Here is a 25,736-nt window from a genome sequence, read left to right on the forward strand (position 1 = left end):
ATATGATTTTACAGCAGCTGGCGGACACGGCCAGAAAACGTGTGGCAGAGGATCAGAAAAATATCACGACGGTGCAGATGCGCGCCATGGCAGAGGCGCTGGCAGCAGAGCAAAAAGAGCCCTTCCGGTTTTACAGATCCTTATCCCAGCCGGGGATGCGCTTTATCTGTGAGGTGAAGAAGGCGTCCCCCAGCAAGGGGCTCATTGCGGCAGATTTTCCCTATCTGTCCATTGCCCGGGAATATGAGGAAGCCGGGGCGGCGGCCATTTCCGTGCTGACGGAGCCCTCTCCCGGTTTCTGGGCAGCGACGCCTATCTGCAGGAGATCGCAGCCCAGGCGGGCATTCCGGTATTGCGCAAAGATTTTACGGTGGATGCCTACCAGATTTACCAGGCGAAGGTACTGGGGGCGGAGGCGGTGCTGCTCATCTGTGCTCTGCTGGATACCGAAGAGATCCGGGAGGATCTGGCCATCTGCCGATCCCTTGGCATCAACGCCATTGTGGAGGCCCATGATGCCGCGGAAGTTTCCTCTGCGGTAAACGCCGGGGCGGACATCATCGGCGTCAACAACCGGAATCTGAAGGATTTCACCGTGGACATCCACAACGGGCTGCGGCTGCGCAGCCTCGTGCCGGAGGGTGTGCTTTTCATCGCAGAGAGCGGGATAAAGACCCGGGAGGACATCCGCCAGCTGGAGGAAGGCCATGTGGATGCGGTGCTCATCGGGGAGACGCTCATGCGCCAGCCGGATAAGAAGAAAGCCCTTGCCGTTTTGCGGGGAAGCGAGGAAACCCTATGACCAGGATCAAGATCTGCGGCCTGAAACGGCCAGAGGATGTGGCGGCGGTGAACGCCGTGCTGCCGGATTACATCGGATTTGTTTTCGCGGGAGAAAAGCGGCGGATCAGCCGGGAGACCGCCCGGCAGCTGAAAGCCCTGCTGGATCCCCGGATCGCCAGTGTGGGGGTGTTTGTCAACGAGGCGCCGGAAAACATCGCCGCTATCGTAAATGACGGCACGCTGGATCTGGTGCAGCTCCACGGGGATGAGGACGGGGCCTATATACAGTGGCTACGGCAGCTGGTGGACGTGCCCCTCATCAAAGCTGTGCGGGTGCAGACCAGGGAACAGATCCTGGAGGCGGAGCAGCTGCCCTGCGACTATCTGCTGCTGGACACCTTTGTGAAGAATGCCTACGGCGGCAGCGGAAAGACCTTCAATCTGGGACTGATTCCGGCACTGTCCAAGCCGTTTTTCCTGGCAGGCGGGTTAAACGGGGACAATGTGGCGGCGGCCATTGCGGCAGGCCATCCCTGGTGCGTGGATATCAGCAGCGGCGCGGAGACCGACGGATACAAGGATCCGGAAAAAATCAGAAGATTAACAGAGATTGTGAGGATACAAGGATGAAAAAAGGAAGATTTGCAGAGTATGGCGGGCAGTACATTCCCGAGACGCTCATGAGCGCCGTGCAGGAAGTGGAAGAAGCCTATGAATATTACAAAAACGACCCGGCCTTTCAGGCAGAGCTGACAGACCTGCTGGAAAACTATGCCGGACGTCCGTCCCTTTTATATTATGCGAAAAAGATGACCAGGGATCTGGGCGGCGCGAAAATTTACCTGAAACGGGAGGATCTGAACCACACCGGTTCCCACAAGATCAACAACGTGCTGGGACAGGTGCTGCTGGCAAAGAAAATGGGCAAGACGAGAGTCATTGCCGAGACCGGCGCCGGACAGCACGGTGTCGCCACCGCCACGGCAGCAGCCCTCATGGACATGGAGTGCGAGATCTTCATGGGAAAAGAGGACACCGACCGGCAGGCGCTGAATGTGTTCCGTATGGAGCTGCTGGGCGCCAAGGTACATGCGGTGACCAGCGGGACGATGACATTGAAGGACGCAGTCAATGAGACCATGCGGGAATGGGCTTCCCGGATGGACGACACCCTGTATGTGCTGGGTTCCGTCATGGGCCCCCACCCGTTCCCCACCATCGTCCGGGATTTCCAGAAGATCATCGGCAAGGAGATCAAGGAACAGTTACAGGCAAAGGAGGGACGGCTCCCCGATGCGGTCATCGCCTGCGTGGGCGGCGGCAGCAATGCCATGGGCGCTTTTTATGAATTTATCCCGGATACATCCGTACAGCTTATCGGCTGTGAGGCGGCCGGTCTGGGCGTGGATAACCCCAAGAATGCAGCCACCATCGCCAACGGCACCGTGGGCATTTTCCACGGCATGAAATCCTATTTCTGCCAGGACGAGTACGGCCAGATCGCACCGGTGTACTCCATTTCCGCAGGTCTGGACTACCCGGGCATCGGGCCGGAGCACGCCATGTTGTCCGACACCGGCCGGGCGAAATATGTGCCGGTGACCGACGAGGAGGCGGTGGAAGCCTTTGAGTACCTGTCCCGCACCGAGGGCATCATCCCGGCGGTGGAGAGCGCCCACGCGGTGGCTTATGCGAAAAAGCTGGCGCCCACCATGGGAAAGGATCAGATCATCGTCGTCAATATTTCCGGCCGCGGAGACAAGGACGTGGCGGCCATCGCAAGATATCGGGGGGTACAGATCTATGAGTAGAATTCACGAGGCATTTGAAAATAAGAAAGCATTCATTCCTTTTATCACCGCAGGAGATCCGGATCTTAATACCACCGCAGAGCTTCTGGTGGCCGTGGCAGAGGCCGGGGCAGATCTCATCGAGGTGGGCATTCCCTTCTCCGATCCCACGGCGGAGGGCCCTGTCATCCAGGAGGCGGACGAGCGGGCGCTGGCAGCAGGCTGCACCACCGACAAGCTGTTTGCCATACTCTCCCAGGTGCGGCCCAAGCTGGACATTCCGGTGGTATTTATGACGTACATGAACCCGGTGTTCACCTACGGCAAGGAGCGGTTTCTGCAGAAATGCGTGGAAGTGGGCATGGACGGCATCATCATCCCGGATCTGCCCTACGAGGAAAAGGACGAGATGTCCGGCCTGTGCGACACCTATGGCGTGGATCTGATCTCCCTGGTGGCTCCCACCTCCCATGAGCGCATCCGCATGATCGCAGGGAAGGCGAAGGGCTTCCTTTATCTGGTGTCCTCCCTGGGCGTCACCGGCGTGCGAAAAGAGATCACCACCGACATCGGCGAGATGGTGGCGCTGGCAAGAGAAGCATCGGATGTGCCCTGCGCGGTGGGCTTTGGCATCTCCACCCCGGAGCAGGCGAAGAAAATGGCTGCCGTGTCGGATGGAGCCATTGTGGGAAGCGCCATCGTGCGCATGATCGGGCAGTACGGAAAAGACTGCGTGGAGCCTGTGCGCCAGTATGTAAAAGAGATGAAGGCGGCAGTGAACGAGGCATAAAGAAACAGAGGCAGACAGGAAATGTGAGAAATACAAATCCTGCCTGCCTCTGTTTTGTATGCTAGAAAACGGCGTCCTGTCATATCAACGGAAGCAAAAGCAATCAATATTATTTACCGGCCTGCTCCTCGTGGATGAACAGGTTCCCGGGAATGGCGGGTTCTTCTTCCGGGATGACGGAGGGCTCGCAGAAGGTGTTGGGCTTTAAAAATCCTGACAGCACCGCATACAGCACGATGGAGACGATGCCTCCGGCGAAACCGTTGTTGTACAGGTTCAATCCCGAGTATCCGGCGCCTGCGTACAGTGCCACGCAGGAGTGCAGGAATCCGGCGGCCAGTCCGGCGGCGATGCCGTAGGTGCCCGCCACCGGCGCCAGGGTGGTGGAGAACAGCAGTGCCAGCTGGGAGGCCGGGCTTAAAGCACGGCCTGTGACGGCCACGGAGATCAGGACGCCGAACATCACCGGCGCAATGTTGCCCACATGCTTTCCCTTGGCGCTGAAACCGGCGATGGTCAGCAGGGCGCCGATGGTGGCGCCGTTTAAGTCTCCGCCCACCAGGAGAAGGAGGGTGACGGAAAATGCCAGATTGACGCCGATGTTCATGCACACGGCACCCATGCCGTCCAGCTCGATAAAATCATGGCCGGGAACACCGGGGCGGCGCAGCAGCATCCGATACCGGCGGAGGATATGCGCAGAGTCGTGATACAGGCCGTAGAGAACCGTTCCCGCCGCAATGAGGTACAGGCCGATGGCAAGCTCCATGTTGTGACCGGTGTACCAGTACATCTGTGCCTCAAAGGTGTAGCCAAAGCATTTGAAAATGGAACCGAGAACCATGGCCAGCAGCCCGACTGCGAAACCTCCGTTGTACAGGTTCAGGCCGTGGAGCAGCGTGTTTGTATGGATACACAGGGGCGGCGCCACAAAGCCGATGACAGTGCCGGTGAGCAGTGCAAGCAGAAAGCTTTTCCCGGAAAATCCGTTGGCGAACAGGAGGGAACTGATCAGCGGCCCCAGAGAGGTGGACATGAGGCTGAAGGTCAGGTATTTGGACAGTGGCTCCTTTCGGATGCGGGCGTAGAGAATGGTGCCCGGCAGCATGAACCACATGTTGACGATATTTTTTCCAAAGAAGGAAAAGCCTGCCATCAGGCTGGCTGTAGAAATGCCGTTGCCATGCATGGGAAGCTTGCACAGCCGCATGAGCAGCAGGGTGATGAGCGTCACGCAGCCTGCGTTGAAAAAAGCAGCGCCCACACCGGCGATCTCCATATAATCGGTAATGAGAATGTCGCTGGCAAAGGTGATACGAAGCATGCCGTTGATTAGATCTTCCACGGTCGAGAGAAAGAAGCTGACGGTGATCAGCACCGCTGAGATCATGTACATCAGGCGGTAAGCAATCTGGGACTGGCGGTCTAAAGAAGCCATGGGGTGTCCTCCTTCAAGATGTCAGATTGATATAATTATAACATTCTCCCTTTTTGACGCACAACTTCCTTTTACTTTAGAAAGAGATAAATAAGTTCAATAAGGCTTTTACAAAGTTTATAAACAAATTATTAAATCCACAATTCCGGGTAAATATATAAAAATCAGAGATTTTGAGAGAATAGATGAATAAAATAGAGAAAAAAAAAGAGAATAACATGTAAAAAATGGGTTTGCTAAATTTGTGAAAAATCACTACTATATGACTATCAGTTAGCACTCGATGAAGGTGAGTGCTAGCACAGAAAAAGAAAGAAGTTCATATCAGATAAAGGAGGACTTTACTATGAAATTAGTACCGTTAGGTGACAGAGTCGTAATCAAACAGTTAGAGGAAGAGGCTACAACCAAATCCGGAATCGTTCTTCCGGGACAGTCCAAAGAGAAACCGCAGCAGGCAGAAGTTGTCGCTGTAGGCCCTGGCGGAAATGTAGACGGCAAGGAGATTACCATGCAGGTAAAACCTGGTGATCATGTCATCTATTCCAAATATGCAGGAACAGAAGTAAAGATCGACGAGGATACCCTCATCGTGGTAAGACAGGCAGATATTCTTGCAATCGTAGAGTAAGAGACTGAATCGTTTAGGAGGAATTTATCATGGCAAAAGAGATTAAATATGGTGCAGAGGCAAGAAAAGCACTGGAGTCCGGCGTCAACCAGCTGGCAGATACCGTAAGAGTAACCCTTGGACCGAAAGGAAGAAACGTCGTACTTGACAAATCCTACGGCGCTCCGCTGATCACCAACGACGGTGTTACCATCGCAAAAGAGATCGAGCTGGAAGATCCGTTTGAGAACATGGGCGCACAGCTGGTCAAAGAAGTAGCTACCAAGACCAACGATGTAGCAGGTGACGGAACAACCACAGCAACCGTTCTTGCACAGGCAATGATCAACGAAGGTATGAAGAATCTGGCAGCAGGTGCCAACCCCATCGTCCTGAGAAAGGGCATGAAGAAAGCAACTGACGCAGCAGTTGCAGCCATCGCAAAGATGAGCCAGCCGGTAGACGGCAAGAAGCATATCGCAAGAGTAGCAGCAATCTCTGCCGGCGATGATGAGGTAGGCGCAATGGTAGCAGACGCTATGGAGAAGGTTTCCAAAGACGGCGTTATCACCATCGAGGAGTCCAAGACCATGAAGACCGAGCTGGATCTGGTAGAAGGTATGCAGTTCGACCGTGGATATCTTTCCGCTTACATGTGCACAGATATGGAGAAGATGGAGGCAACTCTGGAGGAGCCTTACATCCTCATTACCGATAAGAAGATCAGCAACATTCAGGAGATCCTTCCTCTGCTGGAGGAGATCGTGAAGACCGGCAGAAAGCTGCTCATCATCGCTGAGGACATCGAGGGCGAGGCTCTGACCACCCTGATCGTCAACAAGTTAAGAGGTACCTTCACCGTTGTAGGTGTCAAGGCTCCGGGCTACGGCGACAGAAGAAAAGCAATGCTGCAGGATATCGCTATCCTGACAGGTGGCCAGGTGATCTCCGATGAGTTAGGCCTTGACCTGAAAGAGACCACACTGGATCAGCTGGGTCGTGCAAAATCCGTGAAAGTTCAGAAAGAGAACACCATCATCGTTGACGGTGAGGGTTCCAGAGAAGCAATCGATGCAAGAATCGGTCAGATCCGTGCACAGCTGGAGGAGAGCACCTCTGAGTTTGATAAAGAGAAATTACAGGAGAGACTTGCAAAACTGGCAGGCGGCGTTGCTGTTATCCGCGTAGGTGCAGCTACAGAGCCTGAGATGCAGGAAGCAAAGCTTCGTATGGAAGATGCTCTGGCAGCTACCAAGGCAGCTGTTGAGGAAGGTATCATCGCAGGCGGCGGATCTTCTTACATCCATGCATCCAAAGAGGTTGCAAAGCTTGTAAACGATCTGGAGGGCGACGAGAAGACAGGTGCGAAGATCATCCTGAAAGCACTGGAGGCTCCTCTGTTCCACATCGCAGCAAATGCAGGTCTGGAAGGTTCCGTTATCGTTAATAAGGTAAGAGAGTCCGAGGTTGGTGTCGGCTTCGACGCTTATAACGAGGGAGTACGTGAAGATGGTAGACGCAGGTATCCTGGATCCGGCGAAGGTTTCCAGAAGCGCTCTGCAGAACGCAACCAGCGTTGCTTCCACACTGCTTACCACCGAGTCCGTAGTCGCAACCATCAAAGAGCCAATCCCGACCCTTCCCACCGGTGCAGGCGCAGGCGGCATGGGCGGAATGATGTGATGAGCGCAAAAGAAAAAGGAGCGCTGCGCAGCAGCATTCATTTTTCTTGCGCCATCAACGAGTGACCCGTCTGCGTAAGCAGACAGTAGAGTGCGTCAGCACGAGGTCACGAGTCTGGGCAGCTACATTCACAAGATAAAAATTTAACCGAAAACCAGTTGTAAGGCAGGCCGTGGGTAGGGAGCAATCCTTTTCCACGGTCTGTTTTTTTACTTTCAAATTCTTGCTTTTTTCCATACATACGCTACTATAGATAAAATAGAAGGAAGAAACCAGATAACAAGTTCCCGGTTAGCCGGGCTGACAGGAGGAAATACATGGTCAGAAAGAAGGATCCTGAATTCACGCTGGATCGAGATGTGATTTTTAATACGCTGGAAGAAGGAATCATTGCCATCAACACGCAGGCAGAAGTGATCTATATCAACCGATCTGCCGCAGAGATGCTGAATACGACAGAAGAAGCGGCAATTGGGCTGCCGCTGTCCGTTGTCTATCCGGCATCTAAGATGGCGCGGCTTCTGGAAACAGGGCAGGCAGAAAATAATGTCCCCATGCTTTCCCTGAAAAATGTGCGGATCCTGTCAGACCGGATGCCGATCCGGGAAGACGGAAAGATTGTTGGTGTGGTGGCGATTTTCCGCAACAAGACGGAGGTCAGCCGGATGGCAGAGGAACTCACCGGTGTGCACTATATGGTGGATGCGCTGCGGGCCAACAATCATGAATTCATCAACAAGCTGCATGTACTTCTGGGACTGATCCAGATGGAACAGTATGAGGAAGCGTGCAATTATATTTTGAAAACGGCCATGCTCCAGAAGGAAGTCATCCGTTTTGTCATGGACAGCATCGAGGTGCCGGAGTTGGCAGCCCTGTTGATCGGTAAGATTAGCAGGGGCAGTGAACTTGGGATCCGGGTGCAGTTAGATCCGGGCACCCATCTGGATAAGGAAGGAAATATGTCCTACGGACAGGCGCTGGTCACCATTGTGGGCAACCTTCTGGAGAACGCCATGGAGGCGCTGGATCACTACGACGAAGAGAATAAACAGATCACTGTCGGTATTTACGGCGGAGAGTCTGATATTCTGGTGACCGTGTTTGACAACGGGCCGGGGATCCCGGCAGACATCCAGGAGAAGATTTTTGAGGAAGGCTTCTCCACAAGAGGAGACGGCAGAGGCATCGGCCTTGCCACCCTGCGGAAGATCACCCGGAGCTATGGCGGAGACATCACCGTGGATTCGGAAGAAGGCGCGGGCACATATTTTTATGCAAATATCAAGAAAGAGGGATAGCGGGATGACGACATATCGAGTAGTACTGGTGGAGGACGACCCCATGGTGCTGTCCATCAACCGGAGATATCTGGAAAAAGACAGCCGCTTTGAGGTGTGCGCGGCATTCCGGGACGGACGGAGCGCACTGGAATATCTGGAAAACAACCCGGCAGACCTGTTGCTGCTGGATATTTACATGCCGGTATTCACCGGGCTGGACCTTCTGAAGGCATTGCGGCTACGGGGCATTGGCGTCCAGGTCATCATGATCACGGCGGCCAATGACAGCCAGAGCCTGGAGATCGCCATGAGCTTGGGCATCATGGATTATCTCATGAAGCCCTTCGAGTATACGCGTCTGAAAAAGGCGCTGGATATGTTCGTGTACCAGGCATCTGTCCGGAAACGGCTGGAGAAGGGGCCAAAGATGCACCAGCAGGATATCGACAAGGTATTTCTGGATGTGCCGGCCACCGATGCGGTGCAGAAGGGCATCCAGGAGAAAACGCTGCAGATGATCCGGCTGTATGTGGATGCGGCAGGCGACCGGCCGTTGAGCAGTGAGGAAGTGGCCGAGCAGAACGGGCTCTCCGTGGTCACTGCCAGAAAGTATATGAATTATCTGGCGGAAAATCACGAGGTGATCAGCACCGTGGATTACAAGACCGGCGGACGGCCGTGTATTCTCTACCGGAAAACCACAGATTGAAAATAAATTAACAAAAAAACAGGACAATATGGAAAGCAAAGATCCCGACAGTGACTGAACTGCCGGGATCTTTGCTTTTTTGGATTTGTTCTAAGCAAGAGTTCTTTGCGTGATTGTAAAAACGGGGAATGTCTTTACAATCCGTATCATATCGCAGTTTTCTGACAGATGCAAGGATAGTCAATTTAAAAAATCATAATAAAACAGCCCCTGGTTTCCTTAGTTTTCTTACCGTTTTTTAAGTTTGATAAAAACAAGACAATCTTTTTGTATGTTATATTCTTGTTATCAGTTTAACAATGAGCGTGGAGGAAACAAGACATGGGAGAAAATAATCTGAAAAAAAGAATACGAAATGCGCAGTGCAGAGAAAAAATCATGTCCGCGGAGGAAGCGGCATCGTTCATCCGCCCGGGTATGACCATCGGTTCCAGCGGTTTCACCCCGGCAGGATATCCAAAGATGATCCCGGCAGCCCTTGCCAAACGGGCAGAGGCGGGCGAAAAACTGGATCTGACCCTTCTCACAGGCGCATCCACAGGAGATGAGATGGATGGTGTGCTGGCCAGAGCAGGTGTGATCAGGAGAAGAATTCCGTACCAGACCAACAAGGATCTGCGGGACGCCATCAACCGGGGCGAGATTTCCTATATGGATATGCATTTAAGCCAGCTGCCCAACTGGGTAAAGAACGGGTATCTCGGTAAGGTGCATGTGGCAGTTGTGGAAGCCACAGCCATTGATGAGAACGGAAATATTATCCCTACCACCTCCGTGGGATGTGCCAATACCTATGTGGCATGTGCAGATCAGGTGATTGTGGAGATCAATACTACACAGCCACTGGATCTGGAAGGAATCCATGATATTTATTCACCGAAAAAAGCACCGGATACTGAGCCGATTCCCATTACCAGGACAGAAGACAGGATCGGAACACCCTATATTCCGTGTACACCGGATAAGATCCGCGCCATCGTTATCAGTGATATCCCGGATAACGGCCGTTCGGTGGCAGCCATTGATGAGACTTCTCAGAAGATCGCAGACAACCTGGTGCAGTTTTTAAAAGATGAGACAAAGGCGGGAAGACTCCCCACCCCGCTGCCGCCGCTGCAGTCTGGCGTGGGAAGTGTGGCAAATGCAGTACTGGCGGGTCTGAAGGACTCTGACTTCGAAAATATCAACATTTATTCTGAGGTGCTGCAGGATGCCGTGTTTGATTTGATGGACGCAGGAAAAGTTGCCTGTGCATCGGGAACTTCCCTCACCATTTCTCCGGCAAAGAGAGAAGAATTTTATGCGAAGTTTCCTGCATACCGGGATAAGATCGTGTTACGGCCCCAGGAGATCAGCAATTCTCCGGAGGTGATCCGCAGACTGGGCGTCATTGCCGTGAATACGGTGATCGAGGCAGATATTTATGGCAACACCAATTCCTCCCACATCGGCGGCAGCCGTCTGATGAACGGCCTGGGAGGCAGCGGTGACTTCGGAACCAATGCGGGCCTGTCCATTTACATCACACCGGCCACAGCCAAGAAGGGAACCGTATCCAGTATCGTGCCGTTTGTGACACATGTGGATCATACAGAGCATGATATCCATGCACTGATCACAGAGTACGGCGTGGCAGATATCCGCGGACTTTCCCCCTATCGAGCGTGCACATAAGATCATTGACAACTGTGCAGCACCGGAATTCCGTGAGGAACTGAACGCTTATCTGGAAGAGGCCATCGCGCAGTCCACACACAAACAGACACCGCATGTGCTGCACAAAGTATTCAAGTAACACCTTCCTGAGAAAATACAGGATATAGTAAGGAGAGGATGAAAACTTATGGGATTGGAAGAAAAGAAACAGGTTCCGTTTCGGGGTACCGCTGAACAGGAACGACAGCTTTTGGATTTTATAGAAGAACACAAACAGGTGGGCGGATGCCTGATGCCGATCATGCAGAAGGCACAGGAGATTTACGGATATCTTCCGGAAGAGGTTCAGAAAATGATCGCAGACGCTATGGGGATTCCCATGGAAGAGGTGTACGGCGTATCTACCTTCTATTCCCAGTTCCATCTGATGCCAAAAGGAAAATATGAGATTTCGGTTTGCCTTGGCACAGCCTGTTATGTCAAAGGGGCAGGAGATATTTACAATAAGTTTATGGAACAGCTGGGCATCGTCGGCGGCGAGTGCACGCCGGACGGAAAGTTTTCCCTGGATGCCTGTCGATGTGTAGGCGCCTGTGGACTGGCACCGGTGGTTCTCGTAAACGATGAAGTGTACGGCCGTCTTCGGGTGGATGACGTACCGGGTATTCTTGCAAAGTATGAGACAGAGGATGAAGGAGGAGCGCAGAAATGAAATCACTGGAAGAACTAAAACAGATCCGTGACAGAGTAAAGGATCAGGTGGATATCCGGGAAGGCTCCGCCGGAAAAATCCGTGTCGTTGTGGGAATGGCTACGTGCGGAATCGCCAGCGGCGCAAAGCCGGTTCTTTCCGCACTGGCAGACGAGGTGCAGAGACGGCATCTGAAAAACGTGATCGTGACACAGACAGGATGTATCGGGCTGTGCCAGTACGAGCCGATCGTAGAGGTGTATGAGCCGGGAAGAGGCAAGACCACCTATATCAAAATGAATGCGGAAAAAGCAAAGGAAGTTGCAGATAAGCATCTGGAGCACGGCCTGGTACTGAACAAGTACACGCTGGCTTCCGAGGGACTGTAGGAAAGGGGGAATGGAATGTTTCGAAGTCATATACTGGTCTGCGGAGGTACGGGATGTACATCTGCAAAGAGTATGGAAATCATTGCACGGCTGGAAGAAGAGCTGAAGGAGCATGGACTCGACCAGGAAATCGCCGTGGTAAAGACCGGGTGTTTTGGTCTGTGTGCCATGGGGCCGATCATGGTGGTGTACCCGGAACAGGTCTTCTACTGTATGGTAACCCCTGACGACGTGCCGGAGATCGTGGAAGAACATCTGGTAAAGGGCCGTCCGGTACAGCGGCTGATCTACGACGAGACGCTGCGCACGGACGGGGAGACGGTTCATCTGGAGGATACAGACTTTTACCGCAAGCAGAAACGGATCGCCTTACGTAACTGCGGCGTGATCAATCCGGAAAACATCGAGGAGTACATTGCCAGAGACGGTTATGAAGCGCTGGGCAAGGTGCTGACGGAGATGACGCCGGATCAGGTCATCCAGACTATTCTGGACAGCGGCATCCGTGGACGTGGAGGTGCAGGCTTCCCCCACCGGCCTGAAATGGAAGTTCGCTTCCGGCAATCGTGGAAAAGTAGAGAAATATGTATGCTGTAATGCGGATGAAGGAGACCCAGGTGCTTTCATGGACCGTTCGGTGCTGGAAGGTGACCCCCATGTGGTACTGGAGGCCATGGCCATCGCCGGTTATGCCATCGGTGCATCCCAGGGATTTATCTACGTGCGTGCGGAGTATCCCATCGCTGTAGAACGATTGCAGATTGCCATTGGACAGGCGCGAGAGTATGGCCTCTTAGGTAAAAATATTTTTGACACCGATTTCTGCTTTGACGTGGAGCTGCGGCTGGGTGCCGGCGCTTTCGTCTGTGGAGAAGAGACGGCCCTGATGACCTCCATCGAAGGAAAACGGGGAGAGCCCAGACCACGACCGCCGTTCCCGGCAGTGAAGGGTCTGTTCGGCAAACCGACCATCCTGAACAACGTGGAGACCTACGCCAATATTCCACAGATCATTTTGAACGGGGCAGACTGGTTTGCTTCCATGGGAACCGAGAAGTCCAAAGGAACGAAGGTATTCGCTCTGGGCGGCAAGATCAACAATACCGGCCTGGTGGAGATCCCCATGGGAACGACGCTCCGGACCGTCATTGAGGAGATCGGCGGCGGTATTCCGAATGGAAAGCATTTCAAAGCGGCACAGACCGGCGGCCCGTCCGGCGGGTGTATTCCGGCCTCCCATATGGATATCCCCATCGATTATGACAACCTGATCTCCATCGGCTCCATGATGGGCTCCGGCGGACTCATTGTTATGGATGAAGATACGTGTATGGTGGATATCGCCAAGTTTTTCCTGGAATTCACGGTAGATGAATCCTGCGGCAAATGTACGCCGTGCCGGATCGGTACCAAGCGGATGTACGAGATCCTGGATAAGATCACCAAAGGAAACGGGACGCTGGAGGATATCGACGAGCTGGAAGAGCTGGCTTACTACATCAAGGACAACGCCCTGTGCGGCCTGGGACAGACAGCGCCGAACCCGGTATTATCCACGCTCCGTTATTTCAAAGACGAGTATATCGCACACGTAACGGAAAAGAAATGTCCGGCCAAGGTATGTAAAGACCTGCTCGTATACAAAATCGATCCTGAAAAATGTAAGGGCTGTACCCTCTGCCGCAGAGGCTGTCCGGTACAGGCCATTGAAGGTAAGGTAAAAGAACCACACACCATCGATATCGACAAGTGTATCAAGTGCGATGCCTGCCGTTCCTGCTGCCGATTCGGCGCAATTTACAAAGATTAAGGAGGGGAGAACAGCATGGGAGAGATAACAATCAAATTAAACGGCATCAAGACAACTGTCCCGGAGGGGATCACCATCCTGGAGGCGGCAGCCATGTCTCATATCCGGATCCCGACCCTCTGTTATATGAAGGATCTCAATGAGATCGGCGCCTGCCGGATCTGCGTGGTAGAGGTAAAGGGCGCCAAAACACTGGTGGCATCCTGTGTATATCCGGTCAGCGACGGCATGGAGGTGTGGACCAACACGCCGAGAGTGCGGGAATCCCGGAAAAAGACGCTGCAGCTTATTTTATCCAATCACAGAAAAGACTGTCTGGCCTGTGTGAGAAACGGCAACTGTGAGCTGATGAAGCTCTGCCGGGAGCTGGGCGTCAATACAACGGAGAAATACAACGGCAGCATGACACCGTCGGTGGTGGATGACAGTGCGGTACATATGATCCGTGACAACAGCAAATGTGTGCTGTGCAGACGCTGTACAGCCGTGTGTGCCAAGGTACAGGGCATCGGCGTCATCGGTGTCAATCACAGAGGTTTTGCCACATCCATCGGTTCCCCTTATGAAAAGGGGCTGGCAACCACAAGCTGTGTGGGCTGCGGACAGTGTATCGCCGTATGTCCCACAGGCGCCATCACAGAGAAAGACAGTACCGGCAGAGTATTCGATGCCATTGCCGATCCCGATAAATTTGTGGCAGTGCAGACCGCACCTTCTGTCCGGGCAGCGCTGGGAGAAGAATTTGGCCTTCCTATGGGAATGCCGGTGGAGGGAAAGATGGTCACCGCCCTGCGGATGCTGGGCTTTGACAGGGTATTCGATACGGACTTCGGCGCAGACCTGACCATCATGGAAGAGGCTCACGAGTTCCTGAATCGGGTGCAGAATGACGGCGTCCTGCCCATGATCACTTCCTGTTCTCCGGGCTGGGTAAAATACTGTGAGAACTACTATCCGGATCTGATCCCGCATCTGTCCACGTGCAAATCGCCGCAGCAGATGTTCGGCGCCGTGCTGAAAACCTACTTCGCAGAGAAGCAGGGAATCGATCCCTCGGAGATCATGAGTGTCAGCATCATGCCCTGTACGGCAAAGAAAAATGAGATCGGACGGCCGCATCAGGATGCCTCCGGTTACCCGGATGTGGACGTATCCCTGACGACGAGGGAGCTGGCCCGGATGATCCGGACCGCAGGCATTGATTTTGCCAACCTTCCTGACGGCACCTTCGATCATCCGCTGGGAGAATCCACCGGTGCCGGTGTCATCTTCGGCGCTACCGGCGGTGTGATGGAAGCAGCGCTTCGTACCGCAGTGGAGACCCTTTCCGGTGAAGAACTGACCCACCTGGAATTCCAGGCGGTGCGGGGAACGGAAGGCATCAAGGAAGCCGAGTATGGTGCAGCCGGAAGAAAGATCCGCGTGGCAGTGGCCTCCGGTCTTTCCCATGCGAAGATCTTGCTGGATCGGGTGAAAAACAAAGAAGCCGAATACGATTTCATCGAGATCATGGGATGCCCCGGCGGCTGTGTCAACGGCGGCGGACAGCCCTTCGTATCTCCCACAGAGCGAGAACATGTGGACGTCCGGGGCCTGCGGGCAAAAGCCCTCTATACGCTGGATGCCAACATGCCGGTGCGCAAATCCCATGAGAATCCTTCGGTGAAGACCCTTTATCGGGAATATCTGGGAACGCCGGGCAGCATGATTTCCCACAAGCTGTTACATACGACTTATACACCGGGGGAAGTTCACCGGTTGAAATAAGAAGGGAGCACTTTTTATGAAGCAGTTAGAAGAAATGACCCATGAGAGAAAAGTACCGATCGGCATTTCTGCCAGACATGTGCATCTGTCAGAACAGGATTTGGAGGTACTGTTTGGCAAGGGAGCGAAGCTCACACCCTACAAGCCCCTAAGCCAGCCCGGACAGTTTGCTTCTGTAGAATGTGTGGATATCATCACCTCCAGGGGCATGCTCCGGGGCGTGCGGATCCTGGGGCCGGTGCGAAAGGAAACCCAGGTGGAGATATCCAAGACGGACTGCTACACCCTGGGCATTGATGCACCGGTGCGGGCGTCCGGGGATATTGAAGGGACGCCGGGGGCGATCCTGCGGGGGCCGGAAGGTATCCTGCAGATTCCAAAAGGGGTAATCATTCCTGACCGCCATATTCATATGACGCCGGAGGATGCCGCGCAGTATGGTGTGAAAAACGGAGACCGGGTACACGTTCTCGTAGAAGGAGAGCGGGGCGGTATTCTGGATCGGGTGCTCATCCGGGTCAGCGAAACCAGCAGGCTGGATTTTCACGTGGATACGGATGATGCCAATGCCTTTGACCTGCATCAGGGACAGTGGGTCAGAATTTTCAAAAGCAACCCTTATGAAAAATAGAAGCAAAAAATAGAAGCTGCCGGAAAGTCAGCCCGGTGAAAGGAGGAATCTTCTATGAAAATAGCAGTGATCGGAAAAGGAAAACAGGCGGCACATACCGCTGCGGCATTTGCACTTTGCAAAGATTGTCAGGTATTTCTTTATAATACATCCGAAGGCGTATCCCGAACGGTTGAGGGCAGAACAGAGGATGTCCTTCTGGATCGGGTGGAGCGGAAACGCCTTTCCATGGAAGAGGCCGCGCAGGCGATCACAAGACTGGTGATCTGTCCGGAGGAGACAGCGCTTTACGACTGTGACCTTGTCGTGGAGATGTCCCGGGAGTCAAGACGTGAGAGACGAAAGGAACTGAAAAAGCTGGCCGGGATCTGCAGCCCGAAAACCGTATTTGCCATTGGCACGTTTTCCCTGGATGCGGACTGGGAGCGCAGTGAGATCGGCCGTGAAGTGATTGGTATGGGATTTTTCCGGGAACGGTTCGTGTCAGATGCGGTGGAATTGATTGCCAGTGAAAAAATTCACAGAGATCTGGTCGCAGAAACGTCCGGAATCCTGAGAAGGCTGGGAAAACGGACCATTCTGGGCCGGGATCGGGGCGGGATTTTTTACAACCGCTTTATCGCACCATTGCAATATGTGGGAGAAACTGTGTATTTTCGGGCATTTGGGAGATAGATGGTTATCTAACTTATCTATAGGTTTTCTAAGTTTCATAAGGTTGCCATAGAGCACTGTAAAGGTTAAAATATTAACATGAAAAGCGGAAACGCAAAAAAGGAAAAGGAGAACGGAAACTATGAGTACAGTAAGCGAATTAGTGAAACGCGCAAGAGCAGCACAGGCAGTGCTGGAAGGATACTCTCAGGAGCAGGTAGATACTCTGGTACGTGCCATCGGCAAATTTGTCTATGACAATGCAGAGGATCTGGCAAAGAGAGCAGTGGAAGAGTCCGGTATGGGTGTTTACGAGGATAAGGTGGCAAAATGTTATGGCAAGTCCAAGAACATCTGGAACAGCCTGAAGGGCAAGAAGTCCGTAGGTGTGATAGAAGTGAATGAAGAGACCGGTATCATGAAGGTTGGTAAGCCCAAGGGAATCGTGGCAGCAGTGACCCCGGTAACGAACCCGGTTGTGACCCCCATGTGTAATGCCATGTTTGCCATCAAGGGCAGAAACGCCATCATCATCGCTCCGCATCCGAAGACAAAGAAGGTCAACAAATATGTGGTTGACAGTTTCCGGGATATCCTTGTAAGCCTGGGCGCACCGGCAGATGCCATCCAGACCATTGAGGAGCCTTCTCTGGATCTGACGGATGAGCTCATGGCTTCCGTTGATGTGGTTATCGCAACCGGCGGCGGCTCCATGGTAAAAGCCGCATACTCCAGCGGAAAACCGGCACTGGGTGTTGGACCTGGTAACGTACAGACCATTCTTGACCGCGACATTGACCTGGAGGTAGAGATCCCGAAAGTGATCGCAGGAAGAATTTTTGATAATGGGATCATCTGCTCCGGTGAGCAGAGCATCATCGCTCCCCGGGAACAGTATGACGAGATCATCGACATCTTTGTAAAGAACGGCGCATTTTATGTAGATAACGAAGAGGATCTTGCAAAATTCCGTGAGGCGATTTTCCCTGGCGGCGGCCCCATCAGCAGAAAGGTTGTTGGTCAGAGTGTGCAGAAGGTGGCTGAACTGGCAGGTGTCAAGGTACCGGAAGGAACCAAGGTGATCATTCTGAAGGCTGACAAGCATGGCAAGGAAGAGCAGCTCTGTCGTGAGAAGATGTGCCCATGCATGGTAGCTCTGAAGTACGATACTTTCGAGGATGCTGTACAGATCGCAAAAGACAACTTACTGTTTGAGGGCGCAGGCCATACCACATCCCTGCACTCCAACAACATGGATCATATCCGTTACGCAGGAGAGGTACTGCCCATCAGCCGTCTGATCGTGAACCAGCCGTCCTCCACAGGAGCGGGCGGAGCGCTGAACAACGGATTCTCTCCCACAACAACACTGGGCTGCGGTTCCTGGGGCGGAAACAGTATTTCTGAGAACCTGAACTATACCCACCTGATCAATATTTCTCAGATTGGTATGCCGCATACGAGAAAAATTCCGACCGATGAGGAGATCTGGGCTGAATAAGCGTATTTGAATATGGGTAGCTTCTCTTTCGTTTGTGAGCTTTGCAATGACGGAAACGGAAGATAGGGACAAAGACTGCTGCACATGGTAACTGAAGTTTCATAGCAGCAGTCTTTTTTTAAAAACACTTTAGAAAGTAAGATAAGTTCTGAAGCTGTTTTAGAAAGCTGGGGTTTTACGATGGATGAATATAAAGTAATGATCGTGGAGGATGATCCGATGGTGATGCAGATCCACAGCAATTATCTGGCAAGGGCAGGCGGATTTTCTGTGGCGGAGCGCGTCTCGGACGGGGAGCAGGCGCTGGCTGCGCTGAAAAAGGAACAGGTGGATCTCATCATTCTGGACGTGTTTATGCCGAAAGCGGATGGGTTTGCCGTTCTGCAGCGGATCCGGGAGGAGGGGTATGATACGGAGGTGATCATGGTGACAGCGGCCAACGACTACGCCAGCCTGAACCGGGCCATGAAGCTGGGAGCGCTGGACTACCTGATCAAGCCCTACGACTACAGCCGCCTGGAGAAGGCACTGAAAAAATTCCGCAGAAAGATGAACCGGAAGGAAGGCGGACAGAAAGCGGTGCTGCTGGAACAGCGGGAGGTGGATCTGTTTTTCGAGGAATCTGAGCGGGAGGATGACCTGCCGAAATCCATCAACCCCAATACCATTGAGCTGGTGCGGCGCTTTTTCAGGGAGCATGGCCGGGAGGAATACACCAGCCTGGAGGTGGCACAGGCAGTGGAGCTTTCCAGTGTGACTGCGCGGAAATATCTGAATTATCTCATTTCCCAGCAGGAACTGAAAGCAACGGTTGACTATATGACAGGCGGACGGCCATGTATTCGTTATCGCTATGTGAGCCGGAGTCTGGGAGACCGGAAAAGGAGGAGCGCATGTCCCGTAAAGTAGGAATGAGAATCGTCAAATCCTGTATTGCCGCGTATCTTTGTTTCGTCGTTTATATGCTCCGGGGACAGAAGGGCATCCCGTTTTACTCTGTCATCGCGTCGATTTTCTGCATGCAGCCGCTGTTATCCCGATCCCTGAAGGTTGCGGGGGAGCGGATGAAGGGAACCATCATCGGGGTTGCTGTGGGAATTTTTACGCTGTGTCTGGAACGGCAGTTTCATCTGGACGAGCATCTGTGGATCCATTATCTGTTGTTGGCGGTGATGTATCTGCCGGTGCTGTACCTGACAGTGATTACCCATAACCCGGCGTCCTCGTTTATCGCTTGTGTGGCCTATTCCAGCGTAACCGTCTCCCACGGGTTTGACGTCAGTCCCTTTTCCTGGGGCATCAACCGTCTCATCGATACGATGATCGGCATTCTCGTGGCTTATGTGGTGAATTGCATCCATATGCCAGCCAGGGGAAAGCGGGATCACTTGTATGCAGTGGCGGTGGATGCGCTGCCGGAGGGGGAAGACGGTGTGCTGGACAATTATACGAAGGTGCGCCTGAATCAGCTGGTGGAGCGGGGCGCCCATATTTTCCTGTATGCCAGGGGCTCGGCGGCGGAGGCAGAGCGAAAGCTGGCAGGATATACTCATCGCTTCCCGGTCTGTATTTTAAATGGGGCGGCCCTTTATGATCCGAAAAAGGGCACCTTTACAGCGGTGGAATCTTTTTCGGAGGAAGCGGTTGGAAAGCTTGGAAATCTTCTGGAAAAGAACGGTTTTTCTGTGTTCACTTACTGCGTTTCCCACGGCAATCTCCAGGTGTTTTTTGACAAACTGGAGGATGAAGCCATGGAGAAATGGCACGACAGCAGAAGTACGCTGCCCCGGGAGAATTATGTGTGTGCATACCGGCCGGCGGACTGTTCGGTGCAGTGCCTGCGGGTTTTTGTAAAAGAGGAACAGCGGGCGTCCTTTGCGGACGCGCTGCAAAGAGAAGGCGCGGACATTCTGGCAAATATCCACTGGGAGGCGGACGACGCCTGCCCGGGGTGGCAGATCCTCTCTTTATATCCGCTGGCGGCAAGCGTAGATCAGGCGGCAGGGAAGCTCATGGAAGAACTGCATGTGCACGAACTGAATTACTATGTGCCGGAGGATCAGGAAACCTGGAATGTGTGGGTATTCGAGCAGTGGCATAAGAAACAAATGAAGAAATGCTGATCAGATGGGAAAGAGAAGCGGCAGGCACTCCTTTGGTGGGGGCTTCCACTTCTTTTTTCTGTATTTGTACTGCCTCATACTTTGGAATGATTTACACAGGGGGCAGGAACTGATAAAATTTATATATATCAAACAGGATGGAATGGCAGTGAAAAAGCAGCAGGATGACGTGCCGGAAGAAATGGAGGCAGGGGAGCAAATGGCGGATAGCAAAACAGCAGACAACAGAATCGTGATCAAACCTGCGATCGCGGAGCAGTTCCGGCAGTGGCTGGATCATGGCAGAGTGCTTTTCCTCAGTGCGCCCTGCGGCTTTGGAAAGACGGTGGTGGCGGAGACCCTGCTGGCGGGAAGATCTTACCGGCGGGTGACCGGGGAGCAGCCGCAGCTGGAAGAGCTGGCAGCCGATCGCTCCTGGAAGATGTTGCTGCTGGACGATCTGCAGCTGATGCAGGAAGAGGAGGAGCAGCAGGCGCTGTGTGCCCTGATCCGGGATAATCCGTCCCGCCGGTTTCTGCTGCTTTCCCGAGGCGTGCCGCCGGGCTGCCTGATGGCTTTCGGGTACACCGGTCTTATGACCGTGCTGCGGGCGGACGCGCTGCTCTTTGACCGGGAAGATGTTCGACGTTGTTTTCAGCTTTTCGACGTGCCGGTGACGGAATCGGAGATCACCGCTATTTTGAAGGAATCCATCGGTCATCCGCTGGGTGTGGCGGTGACGGCCCGCTGTATGGCGGAGGGGCGTTCCTTCGGGCCGGATGTGGTGGCAGACGCGTTCCGGGAGATTTTTCTTTATTTTGAGACAGCCATTTACCGGCGCTTCGACCTTCTCATCCGCCGGTTCCTGCTGGAACTGGCTCCCTTTGAGAGCTTTGACCTGGAAATGGCCCGGATGGTAAGCGGCAATCCCCATGCAGGGGAGCTGTTGGACTGGCTGCAGCGCAACACGACCATGTTCCGCTACGACGATATCCAGCGTTTTCATTTCTGGTCTGAATTCCGGGCGTTTCTGCTCTGGGAGATGGATCGGGAATACACGGAGGAAAAGAAGCGGGCGCTCTTTATCCGGGGCGGTATGTACTATGAACTGAAGGAAGATTTTTCCCATGCGCTGGAATGCTATACCCAGGGCGGCGACCATGCCAAGGTGTCGGAGCTGCTCATCCGCAGTGCCCAGCTGCATCCGGGCATGGGCCATTATCAGGAGATGGAGAAATATTACCGGGCGCTGCCGGAGGCGGAGCTTTTGTCGTCCCCGTCGCTCATGCAGGGCATGAGCATGCTCTGTGCGCTGTCCGGGGATTATGAGGCGTCGGAACGGTGGTACGATGAGCTGCGGCAGTTTGCCCTGCGGTGCGACAAGCGGGATGCGGAAGGCCGGCAGGCGAAAAGCCGTCTGGCCTGGCTGGACATTTCTCTGCCCCAGCGGGGCGTGGAAGGACTGACAGAGACGATCCCGGCGGTTTTCCGTCTCATGATGGAAAAAGAAATCGCGCTGCCGCCGTTTTCCGTGACGAGTACCCTGCCCAGCATTATGAACGGCGGAAAAGATTTTTCTGACTGGAGCAGAAAAGACGATCTGCTGTACCGGACGCTGCGGGTGCCGGTGGAAGCCGTGCTGGGAAAGGACGGCGTAGGGCTGGCGGACTGCGCCATTGCGGAAAGCAAGTTTGAGAAGGGCGAGGCCATTTCCTTTCGGATGCTTTCCCTTGTGCCCCGGATGGGCGAGATCCGGCGCAGGGGCACGCCGGATATAGAGTTTGCGGTGACCGGGCTTCTCATCCGCAGCCAGATATCCAGCGGGCAGGTCGAGGACGCCAGACGCACGGCGGAAAATCTGCGGACATATTTTATAGAAGAAAGGCTCACCAGATTCCTGCCGAATATGGATGCCCTGCGCTGCCGCATCGACCTGTATGGCGGCGATCTGGACAGTGCGGACGCCTGGTACCGGGAGAAAGCGCCCAGGGATCCGCTGCATCTGGATGTGATGAAACGCTATCAGTATATGACCCAGGCCATGGTGGAGCTGACGGGCGGGAAGCCGGAGGCAGCCCTTTTGACGCTGGCGCCGCTGGTGGACTATTGCCGGAGATGTCAGCGGCATATCGATGGCATTCATCTGGCCGTGCTGCAGGCGGTAGCTCTGTGGCGACAGAAGGATGCCCACTGGAGAGCACTTCTCACAGAAGCGCTGGACTGCGCGGAAAGCTATGATTTTATCCGACCGATCAGCTGTTACGGCGGCGCGGTGCTGCCGCTGCTGGAGGAGCTGCCCCGGGTGGATGACAGCAGATGGTTCCAGCGCCTGATGGCAGAGGTGCGGGCGCAGGCGGCCTGTTATCCGGCATTTCTGCAGCCGCGGATGGCGCCCGGGGAGACGCTGACGGCCACAGAGCTGCAGATTCTGCGGCTCATCTGTGCCGACAAGAGCAACGCCCAGATCGGGGAGATCATGGACATCAAGCTGCCCACGGTGAAAACCCACGTCAGCCATATTCTGGAAAAGTTGGGGGTCAGCCGCAGAAGTGAGGCCAGAACCGTGGCCCAGAAGCGGTGGCTTGTCTGATTTGCATTTACGAAAGAAGGGGTGAGGCCTGTGAAAACATGGATATGCCGTGCGGCGCTGCTGACTGCGTTGTGCTTTTGGGCCATGCCGGTGTCTGTACATGCCGAGGACGGCTACACGCTGTTTGCCATAGAAAAAGGAAGAGATGAGAATATCCGAAATGCCTATGTGGTCATCGACGGGAAGACCGGGGAGACAGAAAGTGTGGCGGAGGAAGAGGCGAGCGCCGGGGCGGATACAGATGCCGGGGAAGCATCAAGTGCCGGGGCGGATACGGCTGCCGGAGAAGAGGACGATGCCGGGACAACCGCTGATGTCGGGGGAGCGGCAAATGCCAAGGATAACCCCTCAACAGGCGATTTTTCCCTCCCGGAGAAGCTCTTTTTTCTGCTGATCCTGAGTGGCACAGCAGTTTGTGGGCTGCTGACCAAAAGAACCCGAAAGAAAAAGCGCCGATTCAATTGACACAGGCTTCTTTTTTTTGCTATCATGAGGAACAATAAATATAAACCAGATGAAATATACAGAAAGAGAGGATAAGCAGATGGGTACAATTATTGGCGAAGGCATTACGTTTGACGATGTGCTCCTTGTTCCGGCATATTCGGAAGTAATTCCCAATCAGGTAGACCTGACCACGTATCTGACGAAGAGCATCAAGCTGAACATTCCGATGATGAGCTCAGGAATGGATACTGTTACGGAGCATCGCATGGCAATCGCGATGGCAAGACAGGGCGGTATCGGTATTATTCACAAGAATATGTCGATTGAGCAGCAGGCAGAGGAAGTAGACAAGGTAAAGCGTTCTGAGAACGGAGTCATTACGGATCCTTTCTTCTTATCTCCGGAGCATACACTGGCGGATGCCAACAATCTGATGGCCAAGTTCCGCATTTCCGGTGTGCCGATCACCGAGGGCCGCAAGCTGGTGGGTATCATCACCAACCGTGACCTGAAGTTTGAGACGGATTTTTCCAAGAAGATCAAGGAAAGTATGACTTCTGAGGGGCTGATCACCGCAAAAGAGGGCATCACCCTGGATGAGGCCAAGAAGATCCTTGCCAAAGCCCGCAAGGAGAAGCTGCCCATCGTAGATGACGACTTTAACCTGAAGGGACTCATTACGATCAAAGACATTGAGAAGCAGATCAAATATCCACAGTCTGCCAAGGACAGTCAGGGACGTCTGCTCTGCGGCGCAGCAGTCGGTATCACAGCCAACGTGCTGGAGCGCGTAGAGGCACTGGTGAAGGCACGTGTGGATGTAGTGGTTCTGGACTCCGCTCACGGCCATTCTGCAAACGTGCTTCGCTGCGTGAAGATGATTAAGGAAGCTTATCCGAATCTGCAGGTGATCGCAGGAAACGTGGCGACTGCAGAGGGAACCCGCGCCCTGATCGAGGCCGGTGTGGATGCAGTGAAGGTAGGTATCGGCCCTGGTTCCATCTGTACGACCCGTGTGGTGGCGGGTATCGGCGTGCCTCAGGTAACTGCTGTCATGAACTGCTATGAGGCTGCCAAGGAGTACGGTATCCCGATCATTGCTGACGGCGGCATCAAGTATTCCGGTGATATGACGAAATCTATTGCGGCAGGCGCTAATGTGTGCATGATGGGAAGCATCTTCGCAGGCTGTGATGAGAGCCCGGGAGATTTTGAGCTGTACCAGGGAAGAAAATATAAGGTATACCGTGGCATGGGTTCCATCTCTGCTATGGAGAACGGAAGCAAAGACCGTTACTTCCAGACCGATGCCAAGAAGCTCGTTCCGGAGGGTGTAGAAGGCCGTGTGGCATATAAGGGAACCGTTGAGGATACCGTATTCCAGCTCATCGGCGGACTTCGTTCCGGTATGGGCTATTGCGGAACCGCTACCATTGAGGAGCTGAAAGAGAACGGCAGATTCGTGAAGATTTCCGCTGCATCCTTAAAGGAGAGCCATCCACACGACATCCATATCACAAAGGAAGCGCCGAACTACAGTGTAGACGAGTAATTTGGATTTTTCGCGAAATCTTCCTGAGAAAAATCATTCAAAACAGAAAGTAAGAGACAGACTTATGGTGCAATAATAAATGTACGTAAGCCTGTCTCTTTTTTTGATGAACTTTTTTTATCTGAACAGGAAGCAGTTGCCGGCAATGCATATAGATGGGATCAGTGGCAGATGCCGCCTTCCGGATAGGTTTCTTTTTCCCGGATCACTTGGGATTCCTTTTCCTGGAACAGTTTTCCGAAGATGGCCCGGACCATCGATCCTGCAAAGAAGATCTGCCAGAAAAAGGCCATGGGGAAGTTCATGGCAGTGGTCTGCAGCCATACCGCAATAATTTCTTTTCCGGCAGATTTGAACAGTAAGGTAGCGATCAGGCTCATGGTCGGACACATGAGAAGCACAGTGACGGAGGAGATGGCCAGAATCACAAGGAAAGGTTTATCCTCACCCGGCGTCACAATGCGGAAGGCGATTTTCTTGGAAAGGCTCCCATAGAAGAAAAAGTCCAGGATAAAAGCAGCAGGGCCCATGATGATCAGCTCATGGAAGGCCATGAGGAAGACCGCATTGGACATTCCTCCAATGTTGAGAGAAATGTTGTAGCAGATCATGGCATAAACCATGACGAACACCATAAGAATTGTAAATACCAGTTCCTGTAATTTTGTTTTCGGCATAAGAAAACGCCTTTCTGAAATTCACTGCAACAAAAAAGGCAGTGTAGACGGGCACCCACAAATCATAACTTTCGTTGCGATTGTGCGGTGTGCACAGCATCTCACTACCATTTTCATCTAAGCAATATTTGGTTGAACGAGGGTTATTGTATCACAAAAGAAAAAATTGTGTAAGTGTTTTTT

At 53.4% G+C, this 25,736-nt stretch carries 20 protein-coding genes and 3 pseudogenes; 21 read left to right on the forward strand and 2 right to left on the reverse strand.

What is annotated here, in order from left to right; genetic code table 11:
* Positions 1–2: 2 nt before the first annotated feature.
* From trpC to trpA, 4 genes and pseudogenes are all read left to right on the forward strand, one after another.
* Positions 3–802 (forward strand): annotated as a pseudogene (gene trpC, locus RJD28_06670) (indole-3-glycerol phosphate synthase TrpC).
* Complete coding sequence (locus RJD28_06675) at positions 799–1,413, forward strand: phosphoribosylanthranilate isomerase (GenBank protein WNV59161.1); 615 nt, start codon at positions 799–801, stop codon at positions 1,411–1,413. Before trpC ends, RJD28_06675 begins: the two are co-directional and overlap by 4 nt.
* Positions 1,410–2,594, forward strand: a complete 1,185-nt coding sequence (trpB, locus tag RJD28_06680) for a tryptophan synthase subunit beta (protein WNV59162.1) — start codon at positions 1,410–1,412, stop codon at positions 2,592–2,594. The genes RJD28_06675 and trpB overlap by 4 nt, the downstream gene beginning before the upstream one ends.
* Positions 2,587–3,363 carry a tryptophan synthase subunit alpha gene (gene trpA, locus RJD28_06685; GenBank protein ID WNV59163.1) on the forward strand — a complete coding sequence of 259 codons (777 nt, stop codon included), beginning with the start codon at positions 2,587–2,589 and terminating at the stop codon, positions 3,361–3,363. Before trpB ends, trpA begins: the two co-directional genes overlap by 8 nt.
* Positions 3,364–3,472: 109 nt before the next feature.
* Here the strand turns inward: trpA and RJD28_06690 are convergent, their stop codons facing one another.
* A complete protein-coding gene (locus RJD28_06690; protein ID WNV59164.1) occupies positions 3,473–4,801 on the reverse strand; it encodes a DUF1576 domain-containing protein in 1,329 nt (442 codons plus the stop codon).
* A 346-nt stretch (positions 4,802–5,147) separates the two neighbouring features.
* On the opposite strand from RJD28_06690, the gene RJD28_06695 reads away from it, so the two are divergent.
* From RJD28_06695 to guaB, 17 genes and pseudogenes are all read left to right on the forward strand, one after another.
* Entirely contained in the window at positions 5,148–5,432 is a 285-nt protein-coding gene (locus tag RJD28_06695; protein WNV59165.1) for a co-chaperone GroES, read from the forward strand.
* A gap of 29 nt (positions 5,433–5,461) precedes the next feature.
* A pseudogene (gene groL / locus RJD28_06700) lies at positions 5,462–7,094 on the forward strand (chaperonin GroEL).
* A gap of 317 nt (positions 7,095–7,411) precedes the next feature.
* Complete coding sequence (locus RJD28_06705) at positions 7,412–8,395, forward strand: ATP-binding protein (GenBank protein WNV59166.1); 984 nt, start codon at positions 7,412–7,414, stop codon at positions 8,393–8,395.
* A gap of 4 nt (positions 8,396–8,399) precedes the next feature.
* Complete coding sequence (locus RJD28_06710; protein ID WNV59167.1) at positions 8,400–9,086, forward strand: response regulator; 687 nt, start codon at positions 8,400–8,402, stop codon at positions 9,084–9,086.
* 321 nt (positions 9,087–9,407) lie between these two features.
* Positions 9,408–10,760, forward strand: a complete 1,353-nt coding sequence (locus RJD28_06715) for an acetyl-CoA hydrolase/transferase C-terminal domain-containing protein (protein ID WNV59168.1) — start codon at positions 9,408–9,410, stop codon at positions 10,758–10,760.
* A 175-nt stretch (positions 10,761–10,935) separates the two neighbouring features.
* Positions 10,936–11,454 carry an NAD(P)H-dependent oxidoreductase subunit E gene (locus RJD28_06720; GenBank protein WNV59571.1) on the forward strand — a complete coding sequence of 173 codons (519 nt, stop codon included), beginning with the start codon at positions 10,936–10,938 and terminating at the stop codon, positions 11,452–11,454.
* Positions 11,451–11,822 (forward strand): (2Fe-2S) ferredoxin domain-containing protein, encoded by a 372-nt coding sequence (locus RJD28_06725; protein WNV59169.1) that lies wholly within the window; start codon positions 11,451–11,453, stop codon positions 11,820–11,822. The genes RJD28_06720 and RJD28_06725 overlap by 4 nt, the downstream gene beginning before the upstream one ends.
* Positions 11,823–11,837: 15 nt before the next feature.
* A pseudogene (gene nuoF, locus RJD28_06730) lies at positions 11,838–13,632 on the forward strand (NADH-quinone oxidoreductase subunit NuoF).
* A gap of 15 nt (positions 13,633–13,647) precedes the next feature.
* Positions 13,648–15,399: an NADH-dependent [FeFe] hydrogenase, group A6 gene (locus tag RJD28_06735; protein ID WNV59170.1), complete on the forward strand. Its 1,752-nt coding sequence runs from the start codon at positions 13,648–13,650 to the stop codon at positions 15,397–15,399.
* 16 nt (positions 15,400–15,415) lie between these two features.
* A complete protein-coding gene (locus RJD28_06740) occupies positions 15,416–16,030 on the forward strand; it encodes a phosphate propanoyltransferase (GenBank protein ID WNV59171.1) in 615 nt (204 codons plus the stop codon).
* Positions 16,031–16,084: 54 nt separating this feature from the next.
* The gene (locus RJD28_06745; protein WNV59172.1) at positions 16,085–16,705 is read left to right on the forward strand and encodes a 3-hydroxyacyl-CoA dehydrogenase NAD-binding domain-containing protein; all 621 of its coding nucleotides are present in this window, start codon (positions 16,085–16,087) and stop codon (positions 16,703–16,705) included.
* A gap of 121 nt (positions 16,706–16,826) precedes the next feature.
* Positions 16,827–18,185 carry an aldehyde dehydrogenase family protein gene (locus tag RJD28_06750; GenBank protein WNV59173.1) on the forward strand — a complete coding sequence of 453 codons (1,359 nt, stop codon included), beginning with the start codon at positions 16,827–16,829 and terminating at the stop codon, positions 18,183–18,185.
* Between the two features lie 180 nt (positions 18,186–18,365).
* Positions 18,366–19,094 carry a response regulator gene (locus tag RJD28_06755; GenBank protein ID WNV59174.1) on the forward strand — a complete coding sequence of 243 codons (729 nt, stop codon included), beginning with the start codon at positions 18,366–18,368 and terminating at the stop codon, positions 19,092–19,094.
* A complete protein-coding gene (locus RJD28_06760; GenBank protein ID WNV59175.1) occupies positions 19,079–20,308 on the forward strand; it encodes an FUSC family protein in 1,230 nt (409 codons plus the stop codon). The genes RJD28_06755 and RJD28_06760 overlap by 16 nt, the downstream gene beginning before the upstream one ends.
* Before the next feature lie 148 nt (positions 20,309–20,456).
* Positions 20,457–22,877, forward strand: coding sequence for a LuxR C-terminal-related transcriptional regulator (locus tag RJD28_06765; protein WNV59176.1), 2,421 nt, complete (start codon positions 20,457–20,459; stop codon positions 22,875–22,877).
* Positions 22,878–22,907: 30 nt separating this feature from the next.
* Positions 22,908–23,342 (forward strand): hypothetical protein, encoded by a 435-nt coding sequence (locus tag RJD28_06770; GenBank protein WNV59177.1) that lies wholly within the window; start codon positions 22,908–22,910, stop codon positions 23,340–23,342.
* 79 nt (positions 23,343–23,421) lie between these two features.
* A complete protein-coding gene (gene guaB / locus RJD28_06775; GenBank protein ID WNV59178.1) occupies positions 23,422–24,876 on the forward strand; it encodes an IMP dehydrogenase in 1,455 nt (484 codons plus the stop codon).
* Positions 24,877–25,037: 161 nt separating this feature from the next.
* On the opposite strand, the gene RJD28_06780 is transcribed toward guaB, so the two are convergent.
* The gene (locus tag RJD28_06780; protein WNV59179.1) at positions 25,038–25,553 is read right to left on the reverse strand and encodes a DUF2798 domain-containing protein; all 516 of its coding nucleotides are present in this window, start codon (positions 25,551–25,553) and stop codon (positions 25,038–25,040) included.
* Positions 25,554–25,736: the final 183 nt, after the last annotated feature.

Source organism: Oscillospiraceae bacterium NTUH-002-81, assembly GCA_032620915.1.
Taxonomy (GTDB): domain Bacteria; phylum Bacillota; class Clostridia; order Lachnospirales; family Lachnospiraceae; genus JAGTTR01.